18 protein-coding genes and 3 pseudogenes are annotated in these 20,326 nt (G+C 68.2%); 6 read left to right on the forward strand and 15 right to left on the reverse strand.

The window, feature by feature from the left end:
- Positions 1-14: 14 nt before the first annotated feature.
- The 3 genes from V6U86_RS14190 to V6U86_RS14200 form a co-directional block, all read right to left on the reverse strand.
- Positions 15-950: a Shedu anti-phage system protein SduA domain-containing protein gene (locus tag V6U86_RS14190; protein WP_334503075.1), complete on the reverse strand. Its 936-nt coding sequence runs from the start codon at positions 948-950 to the stop codon at positions 15-17.
- Positions 951-1,151: 201 nt separating this feature from the next.
- On the reverse strand, positions 1,152-2,498 hold the full coding sequence (locus V6U86_RS14195; RefSeq protein ID WP_334503077.1) for a hypothetical protein: 1,347 nt from the start codon (positions 2,496-2,498) through the stop codon (positions 1,152-1,154).
- 11 nt (positions 2,499-2,509) lie between these two features.
- A complete protein-coding gene (locus V6U86_RS14200; RefSeq protein ID WP_334503079.1) occupies positions 2,510-3,007 on the reverse strand; it encodes a hypothetical protein in 498 nt (165 codons plus the stop codon).
- A 1,236-nt stretch (positions 3,008-4,243) separates the two neighbouring features.
- On the opposite strand from V6U86_RS14200, the gene V6U86_RS14205 reads away from it, so the two are divergent.
- Both V6U86_RS14205 and V6U86_RS33375 read left to right on the forward strand, forming a co-directional pair.
- A complete protein-coding gene (locus tag V6U86_RS14205; RefSeq protein ID WP_334503386.1) occupies positions 4,244-5,005 on the forward strand; it encodes a tyrosine-type recombinase/integrase in 762 nt (253 codons plus the stop codon).
- A gap of 941 nt (positions 5,006-5,946) precedes the next feature.
- Positions 5,947-6,051, forward strand: a pseudogene (locus V6U86_RS33375) (hypothetical protein); the annotation flags it as partial.
- A gap of 19 nt (positions 6,052-6,070) precedes the next feature.
- Here V6U86_RS33375 and V6U86_RS14210 read toward each other — a convergent pair.
- Positions 6,071-8,032 (reverse strand): hypothetical protein, encoded by a 1,962-nt coding sequence (locus V6U86_RS14210; RefSeq protein WP_334503081.1) that lies wholly within the window; start codon positions 8,030-8,032, stop codon positions 6,071-6,073.
- 188 nt (positions 8,033-8,220) lie between these two features.
- On the opposite strand from V6U86_RS14210, the gene V6U86_RS14215 reads away from it, so the two are divergent.
- Positions 8,221-8,352, forward strand: a complete 132-nt coding sequence (locus V6U86_RS14215; RefSeq protein ID WP_279636471.1) for a hypothetical protein — start codon at positions 8,221-8,223, stop codon at positions 8,350-8,352.
- A gap of 112 nt (positions 8,353-8,464) precedes the next feature.
- On the opposite strand, the gene V6U86_RS14220 is transcribed toward V6U86_RS14215, so the two are convergent.
- From V6U86_RS14220 to V6U86_RS14250, 7 genes are all read right to left on the reverse strand, one after another.
- Entirely contained in the window at positions 8,465-8,965 is a 501-nt protein-coding gene (locus V6U86_RS14220; RefSeq protein WP_130402200.1) for a MauE/DoxX family redox-associated membrane protein, read from the reverse strand.
- A gap of 3 nt (positions 8,966-8,968) precedes the next feature.
- Positions 8,969-9,280 carry a S24/S26 family peptidase gene (locus V6U86_RS14225; RefSeq protein WP_334503089.1) on the reverse strand — a complete coding sequence of 104 codons (312 nt, stop codon included), beginning with the start codon at positions 9,278-9,280 and terminating at the stop codon, positions 8,969-8,971.
- Positions 9,277-11,055 carry an ABC transporter ATP-binding protein gene (locus tag V6U86_RS14230; protein ID WP_334503092.1) on the reverse strand — a complete coding sequence of 593 codons (1,779 nt, stop codon included), beginning with the start codon at positions 11,053-11,055 and terminating at the stop codon, positions 9,277-9,279. The genes V6U86_RS14225 and V6U86_RS14230 overlap by 4 nt, the downstream gene beginning before the upstream one ends.
- A 3-nt stretch (positions 11,056-11,058) precedes the next feature.
- Complete coding sequence (locus tag V6U86_RS14235) at positions 11,059-11,541, reverse strand: hypothetical protein (protein ID WP_130402193.1); 483 nt, start codon at positions 11,539-11,541, stop codon at positions 11,059-11,061.
- A 70-nt stretch (positions 11,542-11,611) separates the two neighbouring features.
- Positions 11,612-11,848, reverse strand: a complete 237-nt coding sequence (locus V6U86_RS14240; RefSeq protein ID WP_130402191.1) for a hypothetical protein — start codon at positions 11,846-11,848, stop codon at positions 11,612-11,614.
- A 65-nt stretch (positions 11,849-11,913) separates the two neighbouring features.
- On the reverse strand, positions 11,914-14,832 hold the full coding sequence (locus V6U86_RS14245; RefSeq protein WP_334503096.1) for an AfsR/SARP family transcriptional regulator: 2,919 nt from the start codon (positions 14,830-14,832) through the stop codon (positions 11,914-11,916).
- A 162-nt stretch (positions 14,833-14,994) separates the two neighbouring features.
- A complete protein-coding gene (locus V6U86_RS14250; RefSeq protein WP_334503098.1) occupies positions 14,995-15,186 on the reverse strand; it encodes a hypothetical protein in 192 nt (63 codons plus the stop codon).
- A 243-nt stretch (positions 15,187-15,429) separates the two neighbouring features.
- Between V6U86_RS14250 and V6U86_RS14255 the strand changes: the two genes are divergently transcribed.
- The 3 genes and pseudogenes from V6U86_RS14255 to V6U86_RS14265 all read left to right on the forward strand — a co-directional run.
- The gene (locus tag V6U86_RS14255; RefSeq protein ID WP_145780037.1) at positions 15,430-16,002 is read left to right on the forward strand and encodes an RNA polymerase sigma factor; all 573 of its coding nucleotides are present in this window, start codon (positions 15,430-15,432) and stop codon (positions 16,000-16,002) included.
- On the forward strand, positions 15,999-17,144 hold the full coding sequence (locus V6U86_RS14260; protein ID WP_334503103.1) for a hypothetical protein: 1,146 nt from the start codon (positions 15,999-16,001) through the stop codon (positions 17,142-17,144). Before V6U86_RS14255 ends, V6U86_RS14260 begins: the two co-directional genes overlap by 4 nt.
- Positions 17,145-18,005: 861 nt before the next feature.
- Positions 18,006-18,179 (forward strand): annotated as a pseudogene (locus tag V6U86_RS14265) (IS5/IS1182 family transposase); the annotation flags it as partial.
- 18 nt (positions 18,180-18,197) lie between these two features.
- On the opposite strand, the gene V6U86_RS14270 reads toward V6U86_RS14265, so the two are convergent.
- From V6U86_RS14270 to V6U86_RS33380, 4 genes and pseudogenes are all read right to left on the reverse strand, one after another.
- Entirely contained in the window at positions 18,198-18,440 is a 243-nt protein-coding gene (locus tag V6U86_RS14270) for a hypothetical protein (protein WP_334503105.1), read from the reverse strand.
- A gap of 184 nt (positions 18,441-18,624) precedes the next feature.
- Complete coding sequence (locus tag V6U86_RS14275; RefSeq protein WP_334503107.1) at positions 18,625-19,017, reverse strand: ester cyclase; 393 nt, start codon at positions 19,015-19,017, stop codon at positions 18,625-18,627.
- Positions 19,018-19,125: 108 nt separating this feature from the next.
- Entirely contained in the window at positions 19,126-19,923 is a 798-nt protein-coding gene (locus V6U86_RS14280; protein WP_442934938.1) for a Gfo/Idh/MocA family oxidoreductase, read from the reverse strand.
- Positions 19,875-20,315: pseudogene (locus V6U86_RS33380) on the reverse strand (Gfo/Idh/MocA family oxidoreductase); the annotation flags it as partial. The pseudogene V6U86_RS33380 and the gene V6U86_RS14280, both read right to left, overlap by 49 nt.
- Between the last annotated feature and the right edge of the window lie 11 nt (positions 20,316-20,326).

The raw sequence follows: 20,326 nt of genomic DNA on the forward strand, positions 1-20,326 counted from the left end.
GAGGGTGACAAGGTCTACTCGACTCCAGTTCTTCGCCAACGAACCCGCGTTGTACCCGCCCGACTGCTCAGCTCGACATCACCCCAATAGGCCCACCGGCGGGCAATATAGTCTTTTCGTGCGCTGCTCATCATCACGGATCTCGCCAAAGCCTCCGTAGGATCTCCAAGCAGTACGCTGGTGGGGCCAGTGTCAGTTCTCGTTCCGTAACAGGGCGAAAAACAAAATAGCCGAGGTCCAGTGGTCGTCATGGTAAGTGTTATCGATCTCCCATGATCATACCTGGGACGCAGGGAATCGAACGTCAGAAAAGTCTCACTCTCGGCTCGCTGACTCTCGCGCTTGTGCCGAATAGCGCGAGGGTTTGTATGGCCTCCGCCCGCCTCGAACTCAAGGGCCCGGCCATACACCAGCACAAACTGCGGCTCGATCGGACGATCGGAGAAGCTGTCGCCGAACAAGAAATTCTCACGGAAGGTCGCCCTATTGCCGTCGCGGGCGAACCAAGAACGCCAGTCATTGAGCTGATCATGCGCATCCCGAAAGTGGGCGGTAGGGCGCCCATTCTGCTGGAACCAACGCTTCCCCGGCCGCTCAATCTCAACCAAAATGGGCGTGATGAGCGCGGAGGATCGCGTCACCCACATGAAATCAGGTTCGAAACTCGGGCCGTTGCCAACCAGCATGGGTCGCCGAAAAACAGCCGACATCTCTGACCCGTGATGCCCACCAGGCCCGACATCGCCACTCCCGCCGGGCACCATCGCCGGGTGAAGTTCGAGAAACTCCTGGACCATCGACTCCTCGGGATCTGTCCCCAACAGGTCGTACCACTGCGACATGACCTCGTCGGCGTAACGCTGCCAGTCCATGGGCAACGGCCGGTTCGGATCGCTGTCAGGCACAAGCCCCTGCCGGTCACCTGCAGCGTCCTGATGAGTGGTCGACATGCGCAGAGCGTAGGCGGAAACACCACTAACTGTCAGTGCCGCACCGGCGGGCAAGGCAAGGCCGAGCCGCAGTGACCTCGCGAACCCCGTCGTCGGCCTCCTCGCACTAACCGCAAAACCGGTGCCTGTCAGCCAGCGATGTCCACTGCGCCCACTGCCCGAAGCAACTCCCGAGGGCGCCCCTGGTCAGAATCGTGATGGCTACTTCATGTGGCCCAGTAAGGCATCGGAATCGATCTCTCCGACGATGGCCAGCGCCACAGCGATGAACGTCGCGGCTATCCCCGCAAGAGCGGCCAGGACGGCGGCGGTTCGCTGCGCGCCGTCGGTCAGCTTCGTGATCGTCACTGCCAGGCGGCTGGGTGGCCTGACGAACGTCTCGATCGTGGGCCGTCCGTCCTCGTCGAACGCTTGGACCCTGCCGGCGAGCTCACGCATCGCCGATGTCTGGTCCGGTTCGACGAGTAGGTCCAGGACCCTGCGCAGCGTCTCTCGCAGGTCGCCGGGAATGGTCGGTTGGCAAGAGTGAGGGCTTTGCAGGTGGCGGCGGATCGACGCACTGACAGCGCGGAGCATGGTCGCTGCGGGGTGCGGGACGAACCCTCGTGGTTGTCGACGGTCCCACAGCACGGCAGTCTGATCGAGTAGCACGACGATGCCGACAAGCCTGTTCCGGTGGGCGTCGGCAAGCGGGCGAAGGGTCTCGGGCATCTCCAGCGAGTCGCCACGATCTTCCTCGTCGGGCGGGCCCAATGACTGGCAGATGTCAATCGACAACTCCCAGCCAGCGAGGCGACGGCGCAGCCGCGATGCGGCGAAGTGCGCCGGCACCACCAGTGGCATCAGCGCCAGGAATACCACGATGATGCCGAGCAGAGGCGGCCACGCGGCGTCGTCAACCGGCGCCTCACCGGGGGAACCCACCACGCCGGGCGCCGCAGCGGCCAGGACCACGACGGGATACATGACGGCTAGCACCTCGACGGTATGCGCCATCGTGAACCAGAAGGCGTTAGCCGCGACACGGTCTCTGCCCCGAACGGAGAGATCATTGGGGAATCGCAAGGCCGGGAGCTTGCCGCGTGGCTTGTCAGGCTGAGCGATGTAGCGCAACCCGTTGAGGAAGACGCGTACCGCCACCATTGCGCCGAGGGTGCCCGTGAGGAGGCTGACTCTTGCGGCTGTATCCGCGAGGGCGCCGCTCGCCATGGAGCCAGGCACCAGGAGCCGGACGGCGTAGGGGAGACTCACCGGCACCATGAAGCCCACCAGCGGCACCATCAACAACAGAAGCACGCGCCGCCATGACTCGCGGGCGACCAGCCGTCGAATAGCCCCAGGCCCAGCGGCTGACCGGAGCAGCTTCCGCCCGCCCTTACTCAGCCCGTAGAGGCGGATTGGCCGGAACGAGCTGGATGAGACACATTTCCACTGCACCGCCCACAGCAACGTGCCACCGAACGCGGACGCGACCACGATCCAGCAGACCATCAGGGCAACGCCGCAGACGAGCAGAACAGCCGCGATCACGGTCACATCGACCGTCATACCAGCCGCGGTCAACGTTCCCGGTCCCGTGTTCGCCCGTCAGCCAACGAAGGATCATGAGGTCCCACCCGCCGGATTGGGTTCTCAGCACCTGGCGGCGGTGGGGTGTGCGATGAGATTCCCCCGTGACCGCGGGCCCTGTTCCACTCCGCCATGTACTCGGCCGGCAGTGGGCTGACTGGAACGTGACTCAAGGCCCATCGGGCGAGTTGCACGAGACGTTCCTCGGGCAGATCCGGCAGCCGCTCGAAGTCGTCGGGCAGCACGTCCAGCAGGAAGTTCTCGATGCCGCCGCTACACTTGATCACGACCTGGCACCGGTAACACGGTTGAGGATGGCTCTCGCGAAGGACCGCCCAGAGCGCACCGTTGGAGGAATCCGCAACATTGGCGGAATGCCACTCGATGCGCCGGCCAACGCCTAGATGCCGCGTGCGTGCCTTCTCGGTCAACGCAACAAGATCAGACTTCTCAACCTGCTTGATGACCCTCGGTACGTCGAACCCCACGGCCGCACCCTAGCCATGCCGCGACAGGTCGGCACTACCGCGCCCCGGCGGGCCATCAGGTCCGGGGCAAGGAACGACCGATACGAAGTCATCCAACATCTAGTGCTATACCGAGCGCCCGCGTCACCGCCGAAGCACATGAACCAAGTCTCCCAAATCAGCCATCGTTGGCCAGATTTCTGGTGGTTTTCAAAGGGCGCAGTTACTCTGAGAGCTAACCTACAGAGCAATCCGAACGCCGGCAAAGTCAGACTGTGGCGGATCGAAGAAAGCACATTGGGCAGCCAAGCAGAACGGGTCGGCCGTTATCACTGGGCAAAGCGATGATCTAACGACATGATCGCGATAAGAAGGCCGGAGAGTCATCGGAGGCGGCTTTTGTGATAGAAGGAGCGAGGCATGGCATCCTGGCTAGCTCGAGACTCAGCCCAACCTTCATCCGGTTGGATAAACAATACGCAGTCATCTGGCGACGTTGATATCCTCACTCGGTCAGACCCGCCCGGGCTCCCGCTCTCCAAACCCTTCAAGCGTCTGGAGAGATCGCCAAACTACTACTGCGTCACTGTTTGCGATAGACGCGGCCGTCTGGCTGATCGATCCGCACTTCGCGTATTACGATGGACTCCCGCTCAATCTGTAAATTTTGCGACAGGAGCTGAGACCGTTACTGTCACCGCCGACAAGGCGGGCGGTTGGTCAATTACCGGGCAAGGTCATATACGCCTCCCGCTGATCGTTCAGCGCGAACTAGGCATTATCGCGGGAGATCGTTTGTTGATCGCGGCTGATCAACGTTCCGGAGTGCTCCAGATTAGCACGATGAGTAGGCTCGATCGGGTATTCGGCAGTCTGAACGAGTATGCGTAGGGAAGCCGAACTATGACCGACGACGCACCTGTGGGTGCAGGCAGCAATGAGTTGGAGGCGGTGCGGCTGCTATTGGGCCGGCTGGGACTGACGGCTGAGCAACTACTCGATGGCGCGCCAATGCGGGCGAAGAGTCTGCCAACATTCCACGAATATATTGCGCGGGTTTCCCTCGCCGTTGCCGCAGGTACGCTTCGTGTCTACGGCACTTATTGGAATCGAGTCGGTCAAGCATGGGGTGATCGACGAATCGATGAGCCAACGCCCATGGAGATCAGACAGTTCGCTGAGGCTATGAGAAAGAGTGTGACTGTTCGGCGGAACTCGCGTGGCGGCCGAACCGCTATAGAGCACTTCATCTCCGCTATGCGATGCCTGTACTCATATGCTGTGGCCGACGGACTGATCTCTGAGGCAGAGAACCCTGCCGCCCGTGTCCCTAAGCCCCGGCGCCTCCCAAGCACTCGCCGAGCCCTCTCGGACATCCAATTGGCCCTGATTAACGAGGCGGCGAGTGGCAGCGGAAATGATCCAGAGCTCGACACGCTTCTACTCAGGCTCCATGAAGAAACCGCGTGTCGGCGAGGGGGCGCACTGGCGCTCCGCCGGATCGACCTCGACGCGGAGCAGTGCCTCGTCCAGTTGCGTGAGAAGGGCGAGACAGTGCGGTGGCAACCGATCTCGCCTACGTTGGCCGTCGCGCTGGCTCAACACAACGACGATCGAGCCGTAGGCGAGCACGATGGGCGACTATTCAGATATCGGAACGGCGCGCCGATCACACGCCGTCGCTACGATTATCTCTGGAGTCGCTTGGGAAAACGCCTCCCTTGGGTCGCTACGCAGCAGGTCAGTATGCATTGGCTGCGCCATACTACGCTCACCTGGGTGGAGCGGAATTTTGGGTACGGCATTGCTCGAGCTTATGCAGGGCATGATGGCAGATCGGCAGCAGGAACAACGACAACCTACGTCAAAGCGGATATATATGAAGTGGCACGTGCGCTCAGTGCTCTGAGTGGCGAGACGCATCCGCTGGTTGCTCATTTGGCGGATGAAGCTGTCCGCCGAGGCGTTACCTTAGGTGCGAATATGCTGCCAGCCATGCCACCGAGTTCCGTTGGGTAGCGGGCTAATGGCGGTGCGGGCACCAGCCAGACTGCCCACGCGGTGTGTAGCGCTAAGGGCTGCAGATGTTGCCCGCTAGGATCGGTCCGGGCAGCGGGGATTCAAGGCGATCCCGTGGTTTCTGGGCGGGTGCCTCATTTCGCGAGAGCAAGATCCTGTCGATTGCTGTCGAGGCCGACGTGTTTCCTTCCCGGCTCCGTCGTGCCTGGACCGCGCTGCGAGAGGTGCCCAGGATTGCTACGGAATGTTACGGGCCCGCGTGTGCGGGTCTCAGTTGAACTTGAGTCAGTCCTTTAGTAACCTATGGGCATGTGCACCCGATTGGTGCACAGGAGATACGTGTGGGGGTTCGAATCCCCCCTCGGACACAAACGATTTGCCCACGGTGTGCGCTGAGATCCACTTCAGCGCGCACCGTTTGCGTTTCTGGCCGGTAGTTCAGCCGGAGTCCGAGTTGCCGGTAGACCTCGGCCTTGTCGGCCGGGTTGGCGTCGAGGGCCGCCTCGCTAACGGCACCTCTCTTGTCAACCTGCCGGCAGCAGAGAGGTCTCCGTTAGATCCACAGACCCGACCGAAGTCCGATCGGCACTCAGTGGATGAGTTTGATGGCCCGGTCAACCGTCGGTGACGGGCTGCGTGGACTGGGTGGTGGCCACGATGGTCAGATCCTGCTCGGCAAGCGTCGCAGGCAGGCATCCGTACGAGCGACCCGACGTCGGCCAGAACTGCCGGTCGCACCGTGATTTTCTCGCCTCCCATCCCTGCGAACCTACGCGATCGCAGTGCGGGTGCGTCGTCCGCCACCGCAGCATTCCGATGCACGGATCTGTCGCAGATAGTGAAAGCTGTGACGTGCCCGCGCACGGTGCTTAGGTGAGGTTGAATGGCCCCCGTGTCGGTCCCGGTACTCCCGCGTTCTCGCACATCACGACGACAAAGTCGTTCTCGTGTACGAGGAGTACCCACGGTGGGGCGGCCCCTACTGGAACATCCCGAGCGGGCGGATCGAGGACCACGAGACGCCGTTTGAGGGCGCCTGTCGAGAGTTGGCCGGGGAGAAAAGTTCTACCTACGCTGTATCGGGCGGCCTTCCGGGGTCAAGCCGAAGCGCAGGATGGTTTCGCGTTGCGTATCGTCGAGGCCGGCGACCGGCCAGTCTCGCAACGCCCGGAGGGCGAAGCCGTCGCCGCACACCACCGCTCGTAGCAGCTCAGCAGGGTCTTCTTCGCGGGCCAGCATTGCCGCCCAGTGCCGGGCACCCCGCCGGCTGAACGTCGCCAACTCTCGCAGGGCCCGTCGATCGCCCCGCCGTTCGTAGAGCATGGCCAGCCGCCGCCGGACGTAGGTGTCGTTCGAGTTGATCGCGTGGTGCAGCAGTCCCTCAAGGTCGTCGGCTTCGAGTAGGGCGTCCGCGCGGTTCCGGGACGGGCTGGTGAAGTCGAACTTCAGCGTCGGAGTTGGCGGCGACGGAGGTGTTCGAGGAGGCGGCGGCAGAACCCGGGGCGGTTGGCGTGGCGGCACAGACAGCCGGGACTCAGCCTGTTTCGCCCGCTGCGCGAAAGCCGACGCCTGCGGGAAAAGGAGCCGATCGCGGGCCTCTTGCGCCAGTCGGCTGAATTCTTCCCGGCCGAAGTCGGCCTCTGCCAGCGCGGTCCACACCCCTGCGGGGAGCGGCTCGTAGTGCCGCTGGAGGCGGGCGTAATCCAGCAGTGGATCGAACAGCCGGTACCCGGTAGCGCCGGGCAGCGGCGGCGCCAGCGCCCACACGGCGTCTTCCAGCGGAGTTGTCGCCTTCCGTAACGCTGGCTCGAACCAGTCGTCGGTGCTCGGCGGCCGTGTGAGGTAACACGCCGAACAACTCTTTAGCAGGTCACGGGTCAGCGGCGCGCCGCCCGGCACGCCAATGCCGAGCCGAGCCAGATCGATCGCGGCGGTCAGCACGGCACTCGTCTGCCGCTCATGCGCGTTACGCCACAGCCCGAGCGCCCACTTGGCACCCGCGAGTATCTGCGACGGGCTGAAGCCGGTCTGCTGGAGCGCGGCGGCCAGCACCCGGTCCGCGGCGGCGAGACGGGCAGCTTCATCTAGTTCCGCCCCGGTCCAGTCCTCACTGACGTGCACCACAGCGCCAGTCCTTCTGGCGAGTTCCCGGAGTTGCCGGGGCGACTCGGTCTCCGGCTGATGCCACATGGTGACAACAACGACCCGCCGTCCGACCGCTCCGCGCTGGTCGAGCACCGCGAGGGCGATCTCCGCGAGCTGAGGAGGGTTGTCCGTGAGATCCAGATTATCCAGCCATAGGACGCAGTCTCCAGTCGGCTCGTCCCCGTCGCTCAGTCGTTGGATCTGGCGTCGGTCGCGCAGATCCACAAGAAACCAGTCGCCTAGTTCTCGCGACACCGCCTCCCACGCCGAGCGTGACTTGCCGGTGCACGACCGCCCCACCACGAGGACCGCACCCGATTCCCGCTGCACCGCCGCGCGCAAGGTGCCCAGCAATGCGTCGTCGTGCTCCCGCGTGACATAGGTCGGAGGCAGCTGCGGCTCGCGCCGGCCCTGCATCCACAGCGTCAGCGGCGACGTCGATGGCGGCAGGAACGCGGCCGGGTGGACGCCCATTTCCACGGCTGTGCGGTCACGCACCAGCGGCCAGGGCGCAGCGCCAGCCGGTCGGACGGGCGTGTCCAGTACCTGGCTCCGCGGCCGTCCCGCCTCCTGCGGCCGATTCGCCGCCCGGGCGGCCTGAAGCAATTCCCGCCACCAGGGCCACAGGCGTTGCGGGCGCTGAGCCCTGCGCTCAGCGATCGGCTGCAGGTACTCGATCAGAAACTTGATGGCAGGCTCACTGCGGGGCACCGACCTGCCGCGGAACCAGTCGCTCAGCGTTTTCTCGTTGAGCGTGATCCCTTGCTCGTCCGCCGCTCTGATCAGCACCTGGCGTCCCGGTAGCCGGGCACCGTCGTACAGGGCTTGCAGTTCCGCGGCGAACCGGACGACCTCGGCCGGCGCCTCCCTGACGATCTTCACGCGGCCGGTTCCTGAACATCAGCGCCAGCTCCGGATCGGATCCGGACTGGATCGAATATCGCCATGCCTGGCCTGCGCATACGTGAACCGTAGCGGAGAGAACCCAACCGGAAAACCTCCCGAAGAGGAGAACAGAAGACGCCAGCCGGCCGGCTTGCTCCCTGTTCCTCCGACTACGGGAGACACCCATGCCCAGCAATACCGGCAACACCCCGAGCACCAGGTGTCAGCTGCTGCTCGCCGCAGTCCGCGGCCTTGCGGCTGGAACGGCCCGCGCGATCGCGGGCTGGGTCATCGAGCAGATCCTCGGCGGGCACTGAGTCGTGCGCGGCGCCGCCCACTCCGGCGGCGCCGCGCGCCTTCAACTCGGCAAGCAGGCCGTTGGGCCAGTCTGCACCTCGCGCCGCGGCCACGCCCGTGGCCCCGGCGAGGTCACGTGCGGCTGGCAGCGCCGAACAGGTAGCGCAGCTCGTCCAGCATGACGACCAGCACGCCGACGGCCAGCGCGGCGGCGCCGGCCAGGACCGCCTCGCCGGGGCGTACCGCACCGGCCGGCGCGAGCGCGCCGGCGACGGCACAGGCGACGAGGAACGCGTTGCGCCACACGTGGTGCCGGCCCAGGGGCGCGGTGGTGCGGCCGAAGCAGCGGCAGGTGCCGCCGCCGCGCCGCAGGTTGGCGACGATGGCGGCGGTGAAGGTGAGCAGCAGGGCGCCCGAGGCGAGGAACCCGGCCAGCGGGAACACCGCCAGCAGGACCACGGCGGTGAACTCGGTGGCGACCACGGCCGCGGCGAGCGGGCCGGCGGGCCGGTAGCCCATGTCGCGCACGGAGCGCGTGAACTCGCGGTAGGCGTCGCGGCCGGAGACCTTCCCGACCGCCGCCGCCAGCAGGACCGTGCCGAGCAGCACCCGGCACCCGATCTCGACGTACATCTGTCATCGCCTCCCTCTGACCACGCCGAGGACCGCCTCGGGTGGCACCGCGCCGAAATGCCGCGAGTCCTGGCTGTGGGTGTTGTCGCCCCGTACCGTCACGGCGCCGTCCGGTTCGATCCGGTGCACTCGTTTGACCATCCACGTCAGGTCCGCGGCGGGGACGACGTCGCGGGCACGGAAGACGACGAGGTCACCGACGGCGGGCGCCCGGCCGACGCGGACGATGAGCCGGTCGCCGTCCCGCAGCGTCGGCGTCATGCTCTGCCCGCTCACCACCACCAGGCGCCAGCGGCGGCGCAGCCAGCCGGTCATGTCGTCGCCAGCTGATAGCCGTCCGCCTGCAGGCGGAAGAGCCGGGCGTACTCACCGTCGGCCGCCATCAGCTCGTCGTGCGTGCCCGACTCGACGACGCGCCCGGCGTCCAGCACGACGATGCGCCGCGCGTCGCGCAGGGTGCTGAGCCGGTGGGAGATCAGCAGCCCGGTGCGGCCGTGGCGGATCCGGGTCAGCGAGGCGTGCACGCGGGTCTCGGCGTCCGCGTCGAGCCCGGAGCTGGGCTCGTCCAGGATGAGCAGGTCGGCGTCGGCGCGCATCAGGGACCGGGCGAGCGCGACCCGCTGCCACTGCCCGCCGGAGAGCGTCACGCCGGGCTCGCCGTCCTGGCCGGCGAAGGTGCGGCTGAGCAGCGTGGCGTACCCGTGGGGGAGGGCGCGGAGGCGGTCGTGGATCTCGGCGTGCGCGGCGGCCTCGGCGACCTGCTCGGTCGTGTGCGGCAGCCGGCCGATGCCGACGTTCTCCTCGGCGGTGAGGTCGTAGCACATGAAGTCCTGGAACACCGCGCCCATCCGCCGGCGCACCGTCTCGATCCGCAGCTCGCGCAGGTCCACCCCGTCCCACGTGATCCGGCCGCGGTCCGGGTCGTAGAACCGGCAGAGCAGCTTGACCAGGGTGCTCTTGCCGGCCCCGTTGAGTCCGACGAGCCCGACGGCCTGCCCGGCGGTGATCGTGAGGTCGACGCCCCGCAGGACCCAGGGGCCGTCCTCGTCGTAGCGGAACCACACGTCCTCGAACCTGATCGCGGTGCGCAGCGGCGGCGCCGGCAGGGTCCCGTCGACCAGGTCGGTGGGGCTGTCGAGGACGGCGACGTAGTGCCGGAACAGCCGCATGGCGGCGCCGGCCTCGCCGAGTTGGGCGGCGATGCCGGCCAGGCCGCTGTGCGCCGCGGCGAACGCGGCCAGCAGGAGGGTGAGGTCGCCGAGGCTGAGCCGGCCACGGACCGTGGCGTTCACCGCGAACACCGTTGCGGTGAGGGTCACCGCGGCGCCGGCCAACGCCCAGCACGCCTGCACCGTCGTGGTGTGCCGGGCGGCGGCCAGCTCGATCCCGGCGGCCGAGCGCACCGCGCGGATGAGCCGGTCGTGGAAGAACCGGCCGAGGTGGTAGAGGCGCACCTCCCGGGCGGCGCGCAGGTCGGTCAGCATGGTCTGGAACAGGAACCGGGCCCGGAACAGGCTGGCGCTTTCCTCCACGGCCCGTGCGGTCCGCCGGGACAGTCGCAGTTGGATGAGGAAGTCGGGCACCGCCACGGCGAGCAGGAGCAGACCGGCCGGCGGCCAGAGGGACGTCAGGATCACGGCGAAGCCGCCGATGGTGACGACGTTCTGGGCCGCGTCGACCGCGAACATGACGACCACGTACGGCGCCTGGGTGGCGGCCTGCTGGGCCAGCGCCAGCCGGTCGCGCAGGGCCGGCTGCTCGAACGGGCCCAGCCCGACGAAGGTGTTCAGTTTCCGGTACAGCCGCACGTCGGCGGCGATCGTGATCGCGTTCTGCAGGGCCGTGGTGAAGTATCCGGACACCCGGCTGGCGATCGCCGCCAGCGCGCCCAGGACGGCGATCGCCACGGCGTACCAGGTGGCGGTCGACGGGTCGGCCGAGCGGCCCCTGCCGACCTCGTCAAACAGCAGCTTGGTGAACCACGCGACGCCGATCGGGGGCGCCGCGCCGATGACGACGAGGGCGACCGTGGCGGCGAGCGCCCTGCGGTCCGCGCAGCCCAGCCGCAGGGCGGCTCGCAGCGTGGCCACGTCTCAGGCCAGGACCGGAAGCTGGTGGCTGGAGGTGACGACGACGCCGTCGACGACCGACAGCACGGCGGGGAAGCCCTTGACCCCGAACTCCTTCTCGGCCTGGTCCTCGTTGATGGTCGCCGTGTCGAAGTCGGCCAGGCGGGGCGCCATCTCCACCGTGTCCTCCGGCATTCCGATCATGAACACGAAGGTGTCGTGGCGGTAGCGCCGGGCGTCTGCGGTGAGGGTGTCCAGGATGGTCTGGCACGGTGGACAGGTGGGGGTCAGCATGACCACCGTGCGCCGACCGGCGGTCAGGTCGACGTGCGGGAAGCCGGTGACCTCCAGGCCCGGGGCGGGCAGCACCTCGGGGGCGGCCCCGCCGTCGTGGGCGGTGGCGGTCTGCGTCTCCCGGAGCCGCCGGGCCAGGGCCAGGGTCAGGACGAGGTTGAGTACGGCGACAGCGCCGATCACGGCGATGGCGGCGTAGGCGAAACCCGGCATGGAAACTCCTCAGCGAGTCAGCGGGGGGTGGGGGGCGCGCCGACGGCGCGGCCCCCGAGGATGAGCCAGGTCAGCAGGCGCCGACCTTCTTGGTGTAGCAGATCGGCGACGACGTCGTGACCGAGCACACGCCGGTGCAGGACAGGGTGCTCCGCCGGTAGTAGCGGAAGTACGAACCGCCCGAGCAGTAGCCGTTGGACACCGCGCAGCACGACTGGCCGTGCTCCGGCACGCAGGCGCCGGCCACCTCGCGGCCGAGCACCTTGCTGAGCATTGCGTCGCCGACGCGGTTGATGAGCTTGGTCATGGCAGACCTCCTTGGTGGGTGACTGCCATCACTGTGCTGGGTGCCGCTGCGCGCGCCCTGTGCTCCTACTGCGCGCCGGCTGCGCTCCGCCAACGCGTCAGCGATTCGCGCAGGTCGTCGGCGTACGCGGAGTCGAAGTGCTCGAAGATGTGCAGCGCCTCCTCGCCCAGCGCGACGGCCCGGTCGTGCCTGCCGAGGGTGGCCTGCGCTCGCGCGAGCAGGTGCAGCGAGTTCGCCAGCGGGAACGGCTGCCCGACGCCGCGCAGCATCGCCACCGAGCTCTCCAACTCCACCACCGCCCGGTCCGCGTCGCCCTCCTCGAGGTGCGCCTTGCCGAGCAGCCGCCGGGAGATCGCCTCGCCCCACTCGTGACGCAGCTCGTGGAACGCCAGCACCGTACGCCGCAGCAGCCGCCGTGCCGCCTCGCCGTCGCCGGCCGCGAGGTGCGTCGCGGCCAGCGCCTGCTCGGCCGTGGTCATGCTCATCCGGTCGCCGAGCCGGCGCGCGGCGGCCACCGCCTGCCGAAGCTGCTCCACGGCTGGCGGCCACTGCTCGGCGTGCCGGTGCAGCAGCCCGATGGTCTCCCGCGCGAGCGCCTCGCCCCACAGGTCGCCGTCGTCGACGAAGACCCGCAGGGCCGCGGCGCAGGCCTCCAAGGCGAACGGGGAGGTGAGCCGGTACTGCCCCTGCTGCATGCCGAGGGCCAACAGCACGTGCCCGCCGACGCGGCCGACCGGCCAGTGCGCGGCGCACAGCCGCACCATCACCAGCAGTGCGGCGTCCGCCTCCCGCAACCTACCGAGGTGGCGGCAGCACAGCGAGTAGCCCTGCAGGGCGACGAGGCGGTGCGCCACCCACCGCCCGCGGCCGGCCCGCTGCGCCGCGCGCAGCAGCGGCACGGCTTCGGCGTGCCGGTTCAGCGACCGGTACGCCGTGCCCAGGTGCAGCCGCAGCGACATCCGGGTCGCCGACGGCAGCTCGGCATGGTGGTCGAGCACGGCGCGCAGACAGTCGACCAGTTCGGGCAGGTGTTGGCTGCGCATCGTCGCGAAGTTGCCCATCGTGCAGGCCAACCGCCCCGCTAGGTCGACGGCGTCCAGCCGCAGCAGGTCCTGCACCGCCGCGACCAGGTTCTCCCGCTCCGCCTCGAACCAGTCGACGGCCTCCCAGGCGTCGAGCGCCGGCCCCGCGTCGGCCACCGGCAGAGCCCCGCAGGGCAGCGACGCGTCGGCCCGCTCGGCGTACGCGTGCAGCCGTGCGTACCAGGCGACGACCTCGTCGACGGGGACCTCGGTGCGTTCCCGGGCGACGAGCCTGACCAGGTCGTGCATGCGTACCCGGCCGCTGACGTCGTCGGTCAGCAGGTGGGCCCGGCACAGCTGCTCCAGCAGCGGCTCCGTGGTCTCGTCCCACATGCCGAAGCTGCGCAGCGACGTGCGGCTGAGCACCGCGAGCAGCCGCGCGGCGGGCTGCGGCAACCGCTCGAACCCGACGGTGAAGCTGCTGCGCACGTCGAGCCCGTCGAGGGAGAGTTCGTCGAGGCGGCGTCGCTCGTCGCGCAGCCGCTCGCGCAACCGCGCCACGGTCATCGCCTCCCGCTCGGCCAGCCGCACGCCGGCGATTCGCAACGCCAGCGGCAGGCGACCGCACAACTCCACGACGTCGGCGGCGGCCCCGGCCTCCCGGTCGATTCGCTCGCCGCCGGCGAGCCCGGCCAGCAGGTCCAGGCCGTCGTCGATCGGCAGCACGTCGAGCGGGACGACCTCGGCGCCCGCCAGCCCCGGCAGCGCCCCCGTGCTCGTGACGACAGCGCTGCCGCCGGGCGGCAGCAGCGGACGCACCTGCGCCGCGTCCGCCGCGCTGTCCAACATCACCAGCAAGGTCTGGTCGGCGAGCACGGAGCGGTACAGCGCCGCGCGCTCCTCGGCCGCCGCCGGGATGGCCTCGCCGGCCACGCCGAGGGCGCGCAGGAACGCGCCGAGCACCGTGCCGGGCTGCGCCGGTTCCGGGGTGTTGCCGCGCAGGTCCGCGTAGAGGCACCCCCCGGGGAAGCGGTGCCGGCTCTCATGGGCCGCGCGCAGCGCCAGCGTGGTCTTGCCCGTTCCCGCCAGCCCGGTCACGACGATCACCTGGGCGACCCCGGCGACCGTCGGGGTGCGCCCCAGCAACGACAGCAGCAGCCCAAGCTCCTTGTCCCGCCCGACGAAGTCACCGGTGACTCCGGGAAGCTGGTTGGGGCGCACCCACCCCCGCGGGGGCGTCTCCTGCTCGCTGCCGAGGATCTCCCGGTGCAGTTGCCGCAGCTCCGGCCCCGGGTCGATGCCGTGCTCTTCCGCCAGCACCCGGACCCCGGCCCGGTACACGGCGAGCGCCTCCGCCTGTCGGCCGCTGCGGTGCAGGGCCACCATCAGCTGGCCGCGCAGCCGCTCCCGCAGGGGTCGGTCGCGGACCAGCGTGGTCAGCTCCGGCACGAGTTCCCGGTGCAGGCCGAGCGAGAGCAGTGCCTCGGCGCGCAGCTCTGTCGCGTGCTCGCGCAGCTCACGAAGCCGATCGCGCTCGTACTCGACGAGCCGCGACCCGACGTCGACGAACGCGTCGTCGCGCCAGCGCGCCAGCGCCCGGTCGAGCAGCTCTACGGCGCGACGGGCATCGGCGGTGGCCGCGGCGGCCCCTACCTCGGCGGCGAACTCCGCCGAGTCGACGACCGCCACGGGGTTCAGCTGGTAGCCGGGCGAGCGGGTGAGGATCAGCTCCGGCTTCGCGCCGCGGCGGACCGAGGCGACGACCGCCTGGACCCGGTTGCGCGCCCCCGTGGGCGGATCGTACGGCCAGAGCCCGTCGATCAGGCGGTCGACGGAGACGATGCGTCCGTGGTGGGCCGCCAGGCTCGCGACGAGTGCCCGCTCCAGCGGGGCGAGCGACACGGCCACCCCGTCGACGCTCACGTCGATCCGCCCGAGGATGCCGATCCGATACGCGCGCACGGCGCAAAGCTAGCGCGGTCTGCGTCCTTCGTGACCGGACGTCCGGAGCCCTCCCGGCGCGGAAAGCGCTTGTCACGACGTTCCGGCCCGAAGATCGTGACTAGAGCCACTGTCGGCCCGGTCGCGGGTGGCCGGTCCGGCGCGGTCACCGCGACGGGACCCTCACGCACCGTGCCGATCGGGTTTCATGCCGGGCCGGCGTCCCGTGGAGAACCCGAGGATGCCCGACTCGAAGAGCACCTCGAGGACGTGGCTGCGGTCCCAGCCGGCCGGATCGAAGTCGGCCGGCCCGTCCCAGGTCTCCAGCCGGGTGTTGCTACCCAGCACCACGGCGTCGTCGATGTTCTCGACCACCACGTAGCCCGGCGGGCCGCTCGTCGGAAGCCTCGCTGCCGCGACGCTGCCTCTACCTCCCGACTTCGCCCTCCGGCCCTGTCCTGGACGCCACACTTGGGCCCACCGCTGACTGCGCCGCAGCCGCTCATGCCGCCGCGAGGTCGCTATGGGGCGATCGCTTGCCGTCGGTCTCGGCGCCTGAACACTTTCCCGTCTGATCGGCAATGTCAGGGTGAAGCGCGGACTTTGCCGAGGAGGGCCATGGCTTCGGATGCGGATTTGATAGGCCGGTCGCTGGATGGCGATGTCGACGCCTTCGTAGAGGTGGTCGAGCGTCATGAGGCCGCCGTCGGTTCGTACCTCGTTCGCCGGGCTGGGCGGGATGCAGCTGAGGACCTGCTGGGCGAGGTGTGGGTTGCGGCGTTCGAGTCGCGGCGATCGTACGACCGGTCGTACAACGATGCGCGGCCGTGGCTGTACGGGGTGGCATTGAATCGCTTGCGGCGTTACTGGCGGTCCCGGCCGGCCGAGGACCTGGTCGCGGACGTGCCGGACGTGGCTACTGGATGGGATCCGTGGTCGGCGGTGGACCTCGGCGTGGATGCCCGGGCGGTGCTCCGGTCGGCCCTGACGCGGCTCAAACCCGAAGAGCGGGAGGTCCTGAGGCTCGTCGCCTGGGAGGACCTGACCGCAGCCGACGCCGCGCGGGCACTCGGCATACCGGCCGGCACCGCGCGGCGGCTGCTGAGCCAGGCCAGGACGGCATTGCGCGACGCCCCGGGGGTGTCCGCGCTTCTGAAGGACCGCAACAGCGCGAAGGAGAGACACCGATGACCGACGAGCTCGATCTGGTCGGTGCGTTGGGCAGCGCAGAACCACTACGCCCGGAGGCGTATCAGCGGGCGCGGGCGGTGCTGCGGGCGGCTATGGCCGACCCCGGAACGGTGCGGCTGCTGGGCGCGATATCAGCGGAGGACACGACTATGGAGGCGACGTCAACCATGGAGACGACGACAACCACGCGGGACCACGAATCCAGCCCGGCGCTTCAGCGCCGCCGCCGGATCGGTATCGCGGGCCGATTGGGCATCGGCGCCGGGGTGGGGGTTGCCGCCGCGGCGGCAGTTGTCGCTGTGGTGCTCAACTCGTCGGCGACCGGGGGCGTGGAGGCCAGCAAGGATTCGTCAGCCGCCATTTCGAGCTCGACCACAGTCGACGGGTCGGCCGAGCGCGCGCCGCTGATGAGCCTGGCCGGGTCCATCAGGACGGTCACCCCGGCGGCGGGTGACGCGTGGCTGGTGAAGGCGACGCAGGTCCACGGCACCAAGACCATGCAGGTCGTCTACACGCTGTACACCGACGGTCACGCGATCTATACGGGCAACAGCGTGAAGGACATCAAGCGTGCGATCGCCCGTCACCAGGACCAGATGACGGACGGCGGCTACGCTCCGCTCCTCAAGGCCGCCATCGCCGCGGCCGACAGCAGCCCGGCCGACGGCCGGACCCAGATGCTCAAGGCAGCCAAGGATCCGCTGGTGGGCCTCGACCCCGCAGCGCAGAAGGCGGTGTGGGACAAGCAGCAGGCGGACGTCCAGGTCATCATCAAGCAGAAGGGCGGCAACGCCGAGCCGAAGCCGTACAGCCCTCAGGCCGTTCAGCGGCACTTCGACAACGCCCTGTGGACGTACAGCACCCAAGCGCTGTCCGCTGGCGACGGCAACACGCAGGTCCGGTCCGGTGTGCTGCGTCTGCTGTCCACCATCTCCGCGGTCAGCGTCAAGAACTCGACCACCCACGGCAACGCCACGCTGACGATCACCGCCGGCCCCGAGGTGTTCGGCGGCGAGGGCAGCGAGGTGCTGACCATCGACGCCACGACCGGCATGCTCGTCAAGGACGTCTCCACCGTGTCGGGCCTCCCCCCGGCCTCCACGACGTACGAATCCTCCCGGGTGACGAAGGCCGACCTGTAGGCCGGCTGTTGAGGGGTAGTCGGCGATGTAGATGCCGATGCCGCGGTGGCCTCACTCCGCTATCCAGAGCCCTTTCCGAGTTCGCCGCACAAGCTGAAGGAGGCAGTCCGACCGATTGTCGCCTCGATACCGCAGTGGTCAGGGCTTGCTGCTTCCAGCATGCTTGTGTCCCCCGGTCGCGGGTCGCTGATCGTCACAGTGACGGCTCCGCTGTACATCGATGTCTGGTCGCGCGCTCCCGCTGCGCCGAAGTAGTAGCTGGGACCATTAGCTGAGACACCGATCCCACTGTAGGTGCCGTGACCAGCGCGTCCTTGGTGGTGACCTCTTCGGAGGTCACCACCGCAGCTAGGCCCTCGGACACGACCCATAGGCCCACGGTGCGCGCTGAGATCGGTTTCAGCGTGCACCCTTTGCGCTTCAGGGTGGTATGTCAGCCGCAGGCCCAGCTGGCGGTAGACCTCGGCTTTGTCGGCGGGGTCCGCGTCGCGGAGCACGGTGACGATGTTCCCGAGAGCGTGAACCAGCGCGGTGATCTCTGCCTGGGTCATTCGGCGTGGTGCGGCGGACGTCCCCGTGTGCAGCTCGGTTGCGGCTCGGGTCCGTTCAGCTTGTGTCTGGGCTATCCACTTGCTGACGATCGAGGGGTCGGCCCCGGCGTCCAGAGCCGCCCGGTAGCGAGGTGTTTGCCGTCGGCTGCCTTCGCCGGGTTGGGGTGAGGGCCGAGGTCCTGCAGGGTCTAGCCGTATGGGAGACGCCCCCCGAGGTACCGGCCTTCGAGGAGGGTCTGGGCGGCCATGGCGGTCCGGACGCGCAGCTTGATGCGGTTGCGTTCGCCCTTGCTCATGCAGCCGAAGACGGACAGCCGGCGGGCGACCACCAGCCTTCGACAAGGCGACCTACCGCAAGCGCAACGTCGTGGAACGCTGCTTCAACCGCCTCAAGCAGTGGCGTGATCTGGCCACCCGATACGCCAAACGCGCATCCCCCTACCGGGCCAGCCTTGTCCTCATCGCCGCCATCATCTGGCTCTAATGACACCGATGACTCGACTCAAGCAGCGATTTGGGCAGAGCGGACGAACCAGGAACCCGACCCGACATCGATAGGCTCGTCAACCCACGGCTGCACGATGACGGCGAGCTGCGCTGTCATGGGCCACACGTCCATGACCCACCCGTCGGGCGTCACCTCGACATGCGCGCGCAGCGGTTCGATGACCTCTGACGGCAGGTCCCATGAGCGCTCGAGGAAATCGTCCACGCCGAACTTCTCAACCATGTTGACCACAACCACGGCGAGACTCTAGCCAAGACCTCGTGCCTCACCGTTCCATGATCGGCAGGACAGGCCCTAGCGGTCCTGCCGTACCCAGGGAGCGGTCAGTTTCAACATTCCAGACCCGCGTCTCGCCCCGAGGTAGAGCAGGTCCGAGGTGGCTGCCGACGATCCGCGGGCCGGCCCAAGCCTTCCGGAGATGTCAAGCGGTCAGCTGACGGAGCATCTCGCCAGAGTCGTGCAGGTTGGTCATGTGGATGAACCTGCCGTCACGGACCTTGTAGATCGCGTACTCGACGATTTTGAATGAGGCCCCGGACGGCTGAACGCCGAGCCATTCCTTGGCCGGCCTGCCGGTATTGGTCAGGCGAACGGCGATGCCGTCGCGGTCGAACAACATCTCCTCGATCTCCCAGTGGATGTCCGGCACGGCGTCGACGATCCCCTCGAGGACTTCGACGACGGTGTCCCGGGTGCCGGGCTCGCCGGCGAGCAGGACTTCCTCGGAGATGAACTCGTCCATGCCGCCGAACTCGTGGGCGTTGAGTGCCGCGATGTATCGCAGATACCAGTCGCGCAGGCCGTTGTCGGTCATCAACACTGACCCTTCCGTACGAAATTGGCTTGTTTGGGGTGATCGTGAGGCGCCAGTGCGGTGATCGCCGGAGGTGAAGCCGTCCAGCGCATTCCGGGAAATTCCTTGTCAGAGTTCCGCGAGAGGCACGCGTCGTCCCTCGGCGGCCGATCGGACGATCGCGTCCAGGAGCCGATGACGTCTGACGGCGTGGGCGAAATCCGGGGCGGTCGCGGTGCCGTCGACGAGATCGTTCCGGATCGCTGCATATGTGTGCGCCAGGTTGTGAATCGGTGTTCCGGCCAGGTGGGGGTAGTCGTCGTGACCATCCGGCAGTGTCAGCCGCGACAGAGGGGCGCGACCTCGTGCGCCGAGCACTGTGACGGGCCCGAGGTGTGGATACCCGCTCGCGGAGGTGATTTCGAGAGTTCCCTCGGTACCGTCGATGAGCAGGGAGAACCCAGGCCCGGACACCGTTGCTCCACGGTGATGGACGGAGAGGATCGCTCCGTCGGGCAGTGCGCCGGAGACGGCGATCTGGTCCTCGGCGGTCATCGGGACTGTCTGTCCGGTGCGGCCGAGCGGAACGATGGGGCGCCGGGTCGCCGTCGAGGCGACCACGTCCTGCAGCTCACCGACGACCATCGACACCAGGTCGATGGCGTTTCCGAAAGCAATGGTGAGCATCGTGGCGCCGAGCGTGCGATCGAGGGTGTATCGCATCCGCTCGGAGACCGGGCTGCCCCACTCGATCGATGACGCCAGCACCGTCGCGGACAGCACGTCCCCGACGTACCCGTCGGCGACAAGGCGGGCCAGCCAGCGGATGGTGGGCGAGGAGCGCCCATGAAGCCGATGAAGGTACGCGTGTCGCGAGCGGCGCCTTCCATCTCCATGGCCTCGGCCAGGTCGACGGCGAAGGGCCATTCGCTGAGCACCGGCACTCCCGCCCGTAGCGCGGGCAACACCAGCTCGCGGTGCCGGGGCACCTTGACCGCGACGACCACGAGGTCGACGTTCTCGTCCTTCACGAGTTGTTCGACCGAGGCGTAGCCCGGCACCCCGAACGCGGCGCCAGCCGCGGCGGCCGACGCGCGGGAACTCGCCGCCAGGGCGGTGAGCTCGATGCCGTCGACTGCCGACAACGCGGGCAGGTGGGCCCCGGCCGCCCACCCACCCGACGCGCTCAGCCCCACGATTCCGACGCCGAGCGGGCGTCTCACGAGTGATCGCTCGGTCGAGCTCCCGGGTTTTCCCATCACGTGTCTATCGCCTTTCGCGTGTTTGTGCCGTGCGCCGGTAGAGAGCCCTACGAGCATTTGTGATCTGA

This window comes from Micromonospora sp. CPCC 205558 (assembly GCF_036902955.1).
GTDB lineage: Bacteria > Actinomycetota > Actinomycetes > Mycobacteriales > Micromonosporaceae > Micromonospora.